Annotated in this window: 10 protein-coding genes; 5 read left to right on the top strand and 5 right to left on the bottom strand. The window is 62.1% G+C overall.

Going from position 1 to position 10,421, the window contains the following annotated elements; translation table 11 throughout:
- Nucleotides 1-28: 28 nt before the first annotated feature.
- Genes LK493_RS05355 through cobM form a run of 3 tightly spaced genes read right to left on the bottom strand, consistent with a single transcriptional unit; the run spans nucleotide 29 to nucleotide 2,232 of the window.
- Nucleotides 29-262 (bottom strand): SAM-dependent methyltransferase, encoded by a 234-nt coding sequence (locus LK493_RS05355; protein ID WP_187359579.1) that lies wholly within the window; start codon nucleotides 260-262, stop codon nucleotides 29-31.
- Nucleotides 255-1,439 carry a cobalt-precorrin-5B (C(1))-methyltransferase CbiD gene (cbiD, locus tag LK493_RS05350; protein WP_225093541.1) on the bottom strand — a complete coding sequence of 395 codons (1,185 nt, stop codon included), beginning with the start codon at nucleotides 1,437-1,439 and terminating at the stop codon, nucleotides 255-257. Before cbiD ends, LK493_RS05355 begins: the two co-directional genes overlap by 8 nt.
- 1 nt (nucleotide 1,440) lies before the next feature.
- Complete coding sequence (gene cobM, locus LK493_RS05345) at nucleotides 1,441-2,232, bottom strand: precorrin-4 C(11)-methyltransferase (RefSeq protein ID WP_161161413.1); 792 nt, start codon at nucleotides 2,230-2,232, stop codon at nucleotides 1,441-1,443.
- Between the two features lie 458 nt (nucleotides 2,233-2,690).
- Between cobM and LK493_RS05340 the strand changes: the two genes are divergently transcribed.
- The 5 genes from LK493_RS05340 to LK493_RS05320 all read left to right on the top strand — a co-directional run bounded on the left by LK493_RS05340 (nucleotide 2,691) and on the right by LK493_RS05320 (nucleotide 8,156).
- On the top strand, nucleotides 2,691-3,617 hold the full coding sequence (locus LK493_RS05340; protein WP_227790366.1) for a sirohydrochlorin cobaltochelatase: 927 nt from the start codon (nucleotides 2,691-2,693) through the stop codon (nucleotides 3,615-3,617).
- A gap of 145 nt (nucleotides 3,618-3,762) precedes the next feature.
- On the top strand, nucleotides 3,763-4,296 hold the full coding sequence (locus LK493_RS05335) for a hypothetical protein (RefSeq protein ID WP_035138217.1): 534 nt from the start codon (nucleotides 3,763-3,765) through the stop codon (nucleotides 4,294-4,296).
- Between the two features lie 4 nt (nucleotides 4,297-4,300).
- The gene (locus LK493_RS05330; protein ID WP_227790365.1) at nucleotides 4,301-5,872 is read left to right on the top strand and encodes an ABC transporter substrate-binding protein; all 1,572 of its coding nucleotides are present in this window, start codon (nucleotides 4,301-4,303) and stop codon (nucleotides 5,870-5,872) included.
- A gap of 22 nt (nucleotides 5,873-5,894) precedes the next feature.
- Nucleotides 5,895-6,917, top strand: a complete 1,023-nt coding sequence (locus LK493_RS05325; protein ID WP_055309484.1) for a FecCD family ABC transporter permease — start codon at nucleotides 5,895-5,897, stop codon at nucleotides 6,915-6,917.
- A complete protein-coding gene (locus LK493_RS05320; protein ID WP_227790364.1) occupies nucleotides 6,918-8,156 on the top strand; it encodes an ABC transporter ATP-binding protein in 1,239 nt (412 codons plus the stop codon).
- A 95-nt stretch (nucleotides 8,157-8,251) separates the two neighbouring features.
- Here LK493_RS05320 and LK493_RS05315 read toward each other — a convergent pair whose 3' ends face one another.
- Both LK493_RS05315 and LK493_RS05310 read right to left on the bottom strand, forming a co-directional pair.
- Complete coding sequence (locus tag LK493_RS05315; RefSeq protein WP_055309485.1) at nucleotides 8,252-8,863, bottom strand: TetR/AcrR family transcriptional regulator; 612 nt, start codon at nucleotides 8,861-8,863, stop codon at nucleotides 8,252-8,254.
- A 116-nt stretch (nucleotides 8,864-8,979) separates the two neighbouring features.
- Nucleotides 8,980-10,287: a lysylphosphatidylglycerol synthase transmembrane domain-containing protein gene (locus LK493_RS05310; protein ID WP_227790363.1), complete on the bottom strand. Its 1,308-nt coding sequence runs from the start codon at nucleotides 10,285-10,287 to the stop codon at nucleotides 8,980-8,982.
- Nucleotides 10,288-10,421: the final 134 nt, after the last annotated feature.

The following is a 10,421-nucleotide window of genomic DNA, read 5'->3' as shown; positions in this document are numbered from 1 at the left end:
CAGTGAACGCTATGCAGGAAACCCTCATCTAGCGCACCACCATCGTCGAGAAGTAGCTGCCCCGATCGGGCACATCGTCGAGCGAGCGGTACACGCGCTCGCCCGGAAGCCCACAGTCCTCTACAAGCTCGGCACCGTCGAAGGCACCCTCCTCGCAAAGGAAGCGCTTCGTGTCCGCAAGCGAGCGGCGCGCCTTCATGACCACCTTCGTCCCCGGCCAGCCGATTGCACGGCGTACCCCGTACAGAACGCCTTTACTCATACGTCGCCCCCAATTTCCCGATAACTGCATCGGCGCCCGACGTGCGGAAAAGCTCGCGGCGCTCGGCGTCGAACACGACCGCGGCGATGTCGCATGCGCCCGCCGCGCGGCGGCGCAACCTGTCCTCAATTGCCGCAGCGAGCGAGGCGCGCGCAGCGTCCCCAACGCCGGCGGCCTCGATTACCTCGAGCGCCGCCGTGGTCGTGACGGACGACATGATCTCGCGCACGGTCTTCGCGCCCGCGCCGGCCATGGCCGCGTGGGCGGCCAGAATCTCCGCGCGGCAGTCGGCGGTACGCGAATGGGTGTCCATGATGCCGCCCGCGACCTTCACCAACTTGCCGATGTGTCCCACAAGAAGGACATTGGTAAATCCCTCGCGAACGCAGCAGTCAATCGCATCGCCCACAAAGTTGGAGATGAAGACCACCGGCGCACCGTTTAGGTGGAAATGCCCCGAGATGAACTGCCCGCCGTAGTTGCCGGGCGTGAGCACGACTCCGCGCCGCCCCATAGCCGCATGCTGCCGGATCTCGAGCTCGATGCTGTCGCGCAAGGCAGCGAGGCTGCGCGGCTCGACGATGCCCGTCGTGCCCAGGATGGAGATGCCGCCCTCTATCCCCAGATGCGGGTTGAAGGTCTTTTTGGCAAGGGCAACACCCTCGGGTACCGAAATCGTCACAGCAATATTTCCAGAAAAGCCGTGCGCGGCGCACACCTCGCGCACCGCCGAAGTGATCATCGCGCGCGGCGTCGCGTTGATGGCGGCCGCCCCCACCGGCTGCTCGAGCCCGGGCAATGTCACGCGCCCCACGCCCACGCCGCCATCGACGGAAACTTCCGATTCGCGCGCGGGCACGTCCTTGCTGCCCGCAGCACCCGTGCCCGACCCCGCATGTTCCACGTGCGCGTACACGAGTACGCCGTCAGTCACATCGGCATCGTCGCCTGCGTCCTTTCGCACGGCGCACTGGGCGCACCCCTCGCCGATGCATGCGTCGACCACGTTCGCCTCGACGGGCAGCCCGCCGGGGGTGACGATCGACACGCGGCCGACGGGCTTTCGTGACAAAAGCATCTCGCAGGCCGCCTTCGCCGCGAGCGCGGCGCAGCTCCCCGTGGTGTAGCCGCAGCGCAGGCGGGTCGTCCCGGTATATATGTAGTGCTCGAAGGCCACGCTAGCTGCTCGCCTTCCGATACCCCGTGGCAAACGAAGGGTCGTAAAGCTTGCTGCGCTCGTACGACTCTGCTTGCGCGCCGTTGTGCGAAAACCCGCCGCGAGCTCCGAGCACGCGGCCCACCACCACGAGCGCCGTGCGGTCGATGCCCTCTCGCGCGCCCGCATCGGCGAGCGTGCCCACTGTGCATCGCACCACGCGCTCCTCAGGCCAGGTCGCCTTGTACACGAGCGCGGCCGGCTCGTCGGAGCTGCGGCCCGCGGCCAAAAGCTCGGCGGAAAGCTCGGCGAGCATACCCGAGCTCAGGAAGATGACCATAGTCGAGCCACTTTCCGCCATGGTGCGCATGCCCTCGCCCGCGGGCATGGGGGTACGTCCGGAAAGCCGCGTGATCACGACCGACTGGCTGATTCCCGGCAGCGTGTATTCCTGGCGAAGCGCCGCCGCGGCACCGCAAAAGCTCGACACGCCGGGCACCACCTCGTAGTCCACGCCGCGCGCGTCGAGTGCGTCCATCTGCTCCTGGATGGCGCCGTACAGGCACGGGTCGCCCGTGTGCAGGCGCACCACTTCCTCGCCCCGCGCATCCGCCGCGCACATCACGTCGAGCACTTCCTCCAAGGTCATGTGCGCGCTGTCGTAGACGATGCAGGATTCCTTGCACTCAGCGAGCAGCTCGGGGTTCACAAGGCTTCCCGCCCAAACGACCACGTCGGCCGCGCGCAGAAGGCGCGCCCCGCGCAGCGTGATAAGGTCGGCGGCGCCCGAGCCTGCGCCAACGATATGAATCATCCGAGCCTTCCCTTCCCGTTTCTCATCGCAACCGTTTACGCCGCCCTTCGCGCAGCGGGCAAAACACGGCGTCTGCGGCGGCAATCGGCGCAAATACGCAGGCAGGAGGCGCAATGCCGCCCGCCCTGGCTTTGACACGTTCACAAGTGCCCACTATCATAGTAAAAGTTTCGGCAACGAGCATATGACAATCGGATAAAAGGAAATGACCGGCGCGGCGCCCGCACAGCCTGCGCTGGCTTGCGGAGGGAACCAGGTGGGAATCCTGGGCAAGGGACATTACTGTATAGGACGCGCGGGCGAACCGCCTCGCGCCCCAAGCCAGACTGCTTCGCCTTTTCCTCACGGCATCGCCGTGGCGTTAGCTCCTTGTGAACCCCGAGGGGTGCGCTTTTCTTTCGCTTGTGCCGACAAGCAACTGTCGCCGGGGGACCGGCAAACCGAGGAAAGGAAAAACCATGTCCGACCAGATGTCACGCCGCGGCTTCATGGGCGCCGCAGCAACCGGAGTCGTCGCGCTCGCCGGAGTCGCGCTCGCGGGCTGCTCCAACACCTCCGCGAGTTCCGAGAAATCGAGTGAAAAGGAGAAGGCCGTGAAGCCGGTCATCCTCGTCACGAGCTTCGGCACGAGCTACAACGACTCGCGCCACATCACCATCGGCGCCATCGAAGACGCTATCCGCGAGAAGTACTGGCAGGACTACGACATCCGCCGTGCCTTCACCGCGCAGATCATCATCGACAAGCTGAAGAAGCGCGACGGCATCACGATCGACAACATGACCGAGGCGCTCGACCGCTGCGTGGAAGACGGCGTGAAGGAAATCGTCGTGCAGCCGACGCATCTCATGGGTGGCCTGGAATACACCGACGTGAAAGACGAGCTCGACAAGTACGCCGACAAGTTCGACAAAATCTCGCTCGGCGACCCGCTGCTCACCTCCGACGACGACTACAAGAAGGTGGCCGCAGCCATTAAGGAGAACATGGCGTCCTTCGACGACGGCAAGACGGCGCTGTGCCTCATGGGCCACGGCACCGAAGCCGATTCCAACGCCGACTATGCCAAGATGCAGGAAGTGTTTAAGAACGAGGGCTTGACGCAGTTCTTCGTCGGCACCGTCGAGGCTGAACCGACCTGCGAGGATGTTATCGCCGCCGCGAGCGCCGCAGGCTACAAGAAGGCCGTGCTCGCGCCGTTCATGGTGGTCGCGGGCGACCACGCGAACAACGACATGGCAGACGAGACCGACCCCGACAGCTGGGCTGCGAAGTTCGTGGCTGCCGGCTTCGAAGTGACGTGCCTGCTCCAGGGTCTGGGACAGAACGTCGCGGTCGACGACATCTACGTCGCGCACGTGGACGACGCCATCGCCAAGCTGTAAACTCGCCGCGCACGGGGGCGCCGGTCGCGTCCCCGTGCAACGGGCATGCGCCTTCCCCGACCGACGGCGCATGCCCGTTGCATTCGCATCCCGCCCGCCCACCGCACGGCGCGGGCGGTCGAAGCGATTGAAAGGAACCCCCTCCATGTTGAAGAAAACCCTCGCCTTCGCCCTGTCGGCGGCGCTTTTCGCGTTCTCGCTCGCCGGCTGCGGCGGAAATTCAATCGACAGCGCAAAGGCAAGCGATGCCGATTCCCAGGAAAAGACCGAGCAGGCGGCCGATGCGCCCGAGGGCGCAAGCGCTGCCCCCATCACCGCCGACAAGGTGGCCGACGGCACCTATCCGATCACCGTAGATTCCAGCTCGAACATGTTCAGGATTGTGGATGCCCAGCTCATCGTGGAAAACGGCTCCATGCACTGCGTGATGACACTTTCCGGCACGGGCTACGGCAAGCTCTTCATGGGCACGGGCGACGAGGCTGCCGCCGCGAGCGAGGCCGACTTCATCCCCTATGTGGAAAACGCGGAAGGCAAGTACACCTACGACGTGCCCGTTGAAGCGCTCGACGAGGACACCGCCTGCGCCGCGTGGAGTATTAGAAAAGAGCAGTGGTACGACCGCACGCTCGTGTTCGAATCCGCCGGCGTCGATCTGCGCGCCGACGCACTGAAGTAACGCCATGCGGTCGATTCTTCCCAAGGGGGAAAGCAGGAAGCGTCGCAGCATCGCGGTGCGCGCGATCGCCTGCGTTCTCGTCGCCCTGTTCGCGCTTCCCTTCGCGGGGTGCAGTGCGAGCCCGAACGCGACCGGTGGCACGGCAGGCTCTCAGGAATACACTGTGAGCGTCTCGCTCTCCGGCGGGTCAGGGCGCGCAAGCATCGCCTCACCCACCACAATTGTGAAGGATGGCGACACCTACACCGCGACCATCACCTGGTCGAGTTCGAACTACGACAAAATGACCGTCAACGGCGTGGACTACGCGCCCGTAAACGACGGCGGCAACTCCACATTCGAGATACCCGTCACGCTCGACGAGGACATCGCCGTGTCGGCCGAGACCGTCGCCATGTCGACGCCGCACACCATCGACTACACGCTCCACTTCGACTCATCCACCATGAAGGAGAAATCGGGCAACGATGCAAGCGGCGGCTCCCCTGCGGGAACGGCTTCAAGCGCCGCGGCCGACTTCCACAACGCCGATTTGGGCTGCGGCTGGGAGCCGACGGGGGCGCTTCAGCTTGAATACGCCGAGCACTTCACTGTCGACGAGTACGAAGGCGGCCTGCGGCTTATCTGCATTTCGAACGGGGAGCGCTTCCTCGTGGTACCGCAAGATGCAAAGGTACCTGATGGGTTGAGCTCCGACATCGCGGTCATAAGGCGTCCCGCCAACAAGGTGTACCTCGTGTCGTCGGCGACGATGTGCCTGGTCGACGCGCTCGATGCGAACGACAACATCCTCATGTCGGGCACGAAGGCCGACGATTGCTCGGTCGCGGGCTTCAAAAGCGCACTCGAAAGTGGGGCGATCGCCTACGGCGGCAAGTACAGCGCGCCCGACTACGAGCGAATATCGGCCTCGGGCTGCACGCTCGCCATCGAGAACACCATGATCAACCACACGCCCGATGTGAAGGAAAAGCTGCAGAAGCTCGGGCTCGTCGTGCTCACCGAACAGTCGTCGAGCGAGCCCGAAGCACTCGGGCGCGTCGAGTGGATTAAGCTTTTCGGCGTCCTGTTCGACAAGGAAGACGAGGCCGCGCACCTGTTCAACGAGCAGAAGGCCCGCGTCGAGCAAACGTCGAGGCTCGCGTCGTCAGGTAAAACCGTGGCGTATTTCTACATTAACTCGAACGGGGCCGCCGTCACGCGGCGGGCGGGCGACTACGTGGCGCAGATGATCGAGCTTGCAGGCGGCAACTACGCGCTCGATGACGCGCAGACGGCGTCGACGTCAGGTTCGTCAGTAACGCTCGAAATGGAGCGCTTCTACGCGACGGCGAAGGATGCCGACATTATCGTCTACAACGGCACCATCGACGAATCGGTTGCCACCTTGAACGACTTCGTAGGCAAAAACGCGCTATTGTCGCAGTTCAAAGCCGTGAAGAACGGCAACGTCTGGGTCACAAGCGCCGACATGTACCAGCAGATGACTTCCACCGCCGACATTATCGACGAGCTGCACGGGGCGTTCACCGGCGATGACGCGAGCAACTTCCATTATCTGAGGAAGCTCGGCTAGCGCCATGAGAAGCCGGCTTTCCATGACATACGACGAATCGGGGCGCGCCGCGCGGTGTCGCGTCGTGACGGCGCTGCTCGCTGTTGCCCTCATCGTGCTCGTCGGGGCCAACCTGTGCATCGGGAGCGTGCTCGTGCCCGCAGACCACATCCCCGGCATCCTTTCGGGAGGCGCGGCCAATTCCATGGAAATCCAGATCATCTGGGAGATTCGTCTGCCGCGCGTGCTTTCAGCCGTGCTTCTCGGCGGGGCACTTTCGCTCTCCGGGTTCCTGCTGCAGACGTTTTTCAACAACCCCATCGCCGACCCGTTCATCTTGGGCGTCTCCTCGGGCGCAAAGTTCGTCGTCGCGCTTACGATGATCGTACTTCTGGGCGCGAACCAGGCCATGTCCTCGCCGGCCATGGTGGCCGCAGCGTTTCTGGGCTCGCTTATCACCATCGGCTTCGTGCTCCTCATAGCACGGCGCATAAGCTCTATGGCCATGCTCATCGTGGCGGGCGTCATGGTGGGATACATCTGCTCGGCGGCGACGAACTTCCTCATCGCCTTCGCCGACGACCAGTCCATCGTGAACCTGCACAACTGGTCCTTGGGTAGCTTCTCGGGTTCGAGCTGGGACGACGTCGCGGTCATCGCGGTCGTGGTGATCACCGTGAGCGCATGCGTATTCGCGATATCGAAGCCCCTTTCCGCCTTCCAGCTGGGAGAAGCCTACGCGAAAAGCGTCGGCGTGAACGTCTCATGCTTCCGCGTGGTGCTCGTCCTTCTAGCGAGCATGCTCTCCGCCTGCGTGACCGCGTTCGCTGGTCCGGTGTCGTTCGTAGGCATCGCGGTTCCGCATCTCGTTAAGTCGGCGCTAAAGTCGTCGAAGCCCATCCGCGTGATTCCTGCGTGCTTCTTGGGAGGCGCCATCTTCTGCGCGGGCTGCGATTTGATCGCGCGCACGCTGTTCTCCCCCGTCGAGCTTTCCATCAGCGCCGTCACCGCCATCTTCGGCGCGCCGGTGGTTATCGCGCTCATGTTGAAGAAGCGGGTGAGGTAGATGGGGAAATTTGTGCCGCGGCCCAAAACGCTCCGAGCGGAGTCGAACCTCGAAACCCCGCTCGAAACGCAGGCTGACGGAGCGCCGCTTTTCCGCATAAGTGACCTGTCGGCGGGCTACGACAAGAAGGTCGTAGTCGAAGGCGTCGATCTGGAGGTTCGCACGGGCGACGTCGTGGCGCTCATCGGGCCGAACGGCTCGGGCAAGTCGACCATCTTGAAAACCATCACACGCCATCTGGCACCGCTTGCCGGCGCGGTCGAGCTCGACGGGCGGGAGATTTCCCGATGGAAGACGGCGGAGTTCGCAAGGAACCTTGCCGTTATGCTGACAGATCGCCCCCGGACCGAACTCCTCACCTGCCGCGATATCGTAGAGGCGGGAAGGCATCCCTACACCGGGCGAATGGGAACACTCTCGCCTGACGACCATAGTCGGGTCGACGAGGCCATGAAAACCGCACATGTGGAAGAGCTCGCCGAACGCGACTTCATGCAGATAAGCGACGGGCAACGCCAGCGCGTCATGCTCGCACGCGCCATCGCGCAGGATCCGCGTGTGCTCGTGCTCGACGAGCCCACATCATATCTCGATATCCGCTACCAGATCGACCTGCTGCGAATACTTCGCCACCTTGCGAAATCGCAGAATGTGGCTGTCATCATGTCCATCCACGAACTCGAGCTCGCGCAGAAAAGCGCCGACAAGGTGATTTGCGTGAAGGACGGTCGGGTCTTCCGCGCCGGCGCACCCGAGGACATATTCACGCGCGAGACGATTGGCGAGCTCTACGGCCTTCAACATGGCACCTTCAACGAGCGCTTCGGCAGCGTGGAAATTGGGCGCCCACACGGCGATGCGCACACGTTCGTCATCGCCGGCGCAGGTACGGGGTCAGCTGTGTTTCGCCAGCTCATCCGGCAGGGCAAGGCGTTCTACGCGGGCGTTCTGCACGAAGGGGACATCGACTGCGAGCTCGCGCGCGACCTGGCGACGGAATGCGTGGCCGAGCGCGCCTTCGAGCCGATCGGGGATAAAACCATAGCCCGCGCCAAAGAGCTCCTCGTCCACTGCGCGCGCCTTATCGTGTGCCCCGCCGCCTTCGGCACCATAAACGCCCGCAACGCAGAGCTCGTCGAGTTTGCACGCTCGCATGGTATCGAGGTCATGCGAGCGTGCGAAGGCGCATCGGAGGATTCCAAAATTGGAGTGGGAAGGATAAACTGGACTTTCTTTTAAGGATCCTCAGGCTACAGCTCCTACGCCGGCAAGGTCTCCAAGGCGCCGGAGAACCTCAGGAACAGGAATTTCCACGCCGACGAGCCCAACTAGGCCTAATCCAAGCGAGATTCCAGACTCGACAGACCATTGAGAGTCAGATCGTTGGCGACCTCAGAGACGCGCTCGATAGGAACCGAGCCGTCAGACAGCGCCCACGTGCGATAGATACCGATAATACCCGACAGCAAAAACGCTAGATAGTAGTCGAACATCTCGTCCTTGAGACCTTGGGGCAGCAGATCGCGCTCGGCAATCTCGTGCTCGAGCGGCGCACGAAGACGAGCCATGAAATCATCGAGCGGAATATTCTCGATCAGCTGACGATTGAGCACTAAGTTGTTGCACAGTGCCTCATTAACGGTTTTAAAGAAGGTCGCCGCCGCGCCAAGAGCGCGCTCGCTGGTGTCACCGTCCATAGAAGCAAGCGTTTTCTCGACCGAGTCGACAATCATCTCCACCACATCGACGGCAATGGCATCGAGCAGGCCGTCAACCGTGCCAAAGTGAACGTAAAAGGTCTTGCGGTCGACATTGGCCTCGCGCGCGATGGCACTCACCGTAATGTCTGCCAGCGGCTTTTCCATGAGCAGGCGCTCGAAAGCGGAAAGGATGGCATTGCGGCTGCGAACGATGCGGCGGTCAAGACGCGGTTTGCTGGTTGCCATGGGCGTGTCCCTTCGATATGCGAGCATTCATCAACAGATGAGAGATAATCTACGTAAGAGGATTATCCCCCATGCAGCACAAATATGCCCCGCATCATGAAGAACGCACGACTGCCCTACTGCTCCTTAGGATGTTTTTTCTTGTTCAGGGCAGCCGGAGACACGCGAATGCCGTCGCCCGTCTGGCGTACATAGGCCTTGCGCGCCGGCTTGACGGCCCCAGAAGCCTTCTGAGTGTGCTGATTGGGATCAACGGTAACAGCAGTCACGGGATGGGGCTTGGCGGGCTTAGACGGCGTCTGAGGCGTACGACCGAGCTTGCGCATCAGACGATCCCAGCGTGCGTGGATGCTCTCGTTGTGAGCGCTCTTAAGCCCCAGCAGAGGCGCGGCCAAAATGGTCGGCGCAATAAACGTAATGAGGCGCCACAGCAGATAGCCGGCGGTCGAAGCCGACCCAAAGAAATGACCCAAGAACAATGCAAAGCCGCCCTCAGCGCCACCAGTTCCACCGGGCAGGGGGACCGCAGAGCTCAGCAGCTGGACAAAGGCGCTCGCGGCCATGACCGAGAAAAAGTCGACCTCGTGGTGGCCAAAGGCAAGCATCAGGAAATACGGCACCAGATAGAAAAACGCGAGTTGCAGCATGGTGATGACCACCGTGAGCAGCATGGAAGAAAAATGTCCGGCTGAAAGCTTGAACTTCTCGGAGAAGGAGTAGATCTCGCCATCGACAAACGTGCGCCATCCCTCGATCTTAGTGGCCGAGACACCAATGCGCTCAAGCCAATTGATGATGCAATGGGCGACGCGCGTGACGGTCTTAGGCATGAGCGCGACGGCGAAGATGCCCAGCAAGATGCAGCAGTGCCCACCAAAGCTAAAGACGCACAGCAACGTCATGTCGCCATAGCGCTCGGCAAAAAACGGCATGCGAGCAAGCAGTAGGATAGCGCCCCAGGCAACGAGGCCAAACTGGTACACGATAAAACGCGTGAATTGCGTGGCGCCGGCCTCGCCCACGTTTTGGCCGGCCTTGGTCAGGCGATAGATTTGAGCCGGGGTGGAGCCCATCATCATGGGCGTCAGGTTACCAAAGAAGATGCCACTCGCCTCGACCGAGATCAGGTCGCGGATGCCGACGGGCGAATTGGGATCGAGCCAGACGGCGATCGCATAGGCCACAATGCCAAAGAACAGGTACATGAACATGCAAAGACACGCGACAACGAGCCATGACGCCTGGACGCTCGACATAGCGGCCCAGAACTGCCCCATCTGCCCGGTTACCACCAGATAGACGATATAACCTACCAGCACGACGCCGATAAAGATGGCGCCGCGGCGTGCGCTCTTATTGTCATCTCCGCCCGAGGCCTCAACCTCGACCTGGGGCTTAGACGTATGCTGAGAGGACTCCGTCATGAGACTCCTTCTAACAGTCAAAATATCTTGGATATTGTACCCGTAAGGGCCATAGGCAGAACGCAAAGCTCTGGTTCAAACGGGAATTGCAGACGGTTGTTTGAAAATAAAAAAACCCGGCCTTCCATAGGAAG

The sequence above is a fragment of the Collinsella aerofaciens genome, assembly GCF_020709435.1.
GTDB lineage: Bacteria > Actinomycetota > Coriobacteriia > Coriobacteriales > Coriobacteriaceae > Collinsella > Collinsella aerofaciens_AU.
Note: the sequence above shows the minus strand (reverse complement) of the source record. Positions and strands in the feature narration are given on the sequence as shown.

Bases quoted from the DNA above. Each gene is read 5' to 3' on its own strand.
- LK493_RS05355 (WP_187359579.1), bottom strand. From the start codon at position 262: ATGAGTAAAGGCGTTCTGTACGGGGTACGCCGTGCAATCGGCTGGCCG.
- cobM (WP_161161413.1), bottom strand. From the start codon at position 2,232: ATGATTCATATCGTTGGCGCAGGCTCGGGCGCCGCCGACCTTATCACG.
- LK493_RS05340 (WP_227790366.1), top strand. From the start codon at position 2,691: ATGTCCGACCAGATGTCACGCCGCGGCTTCATGGGCGCCGCAGCAACC.
- LK493_RS05335 (WP_035138217.1), top strand. From the start codon at position 3,763: ATGTTGAAGAAAACCCTCGCCTTCGCCCTGTCGGCGGCGCTTTTCGCG.
- LK493_RS05330 (WP_227790365.1), top strand. From the start codon at position 4,301: ATGCGGTCGATTCTTCCCAAGGGGGAAAGCAGGAAGCGTCGCAGCATC.
- LK493_RS05325 (WP_055309484.1), top strand. From the start codon at position 5,895: ATGACATACGACGAATCGGGGCGCGCCGCGCGGTGTCGCGTCGTGACG.
- LK493_RS05320 (WP_227790364.1), top strand. From the start codon at position 6,918: ATGGGGAAATTTGTGCCGCGGCCCAAAACGCTCCGAGCGGAGTCGAAC.
- LK493_RS05315 (WP_055309485.1), bottom strand. From the start codon at position 8,863: ATGGCAACCAGCAAACCGCGTCTTGACCGCCGCATCGTTCGCAGCCGC.
- LK493_RS05310 (WP_227790363.1), bottom strand. From the start codon at position 10,287: ATGACGGAGTCCTCTCAGCATACGTCTAAGCCCCAGGTCGAGGTTGAG.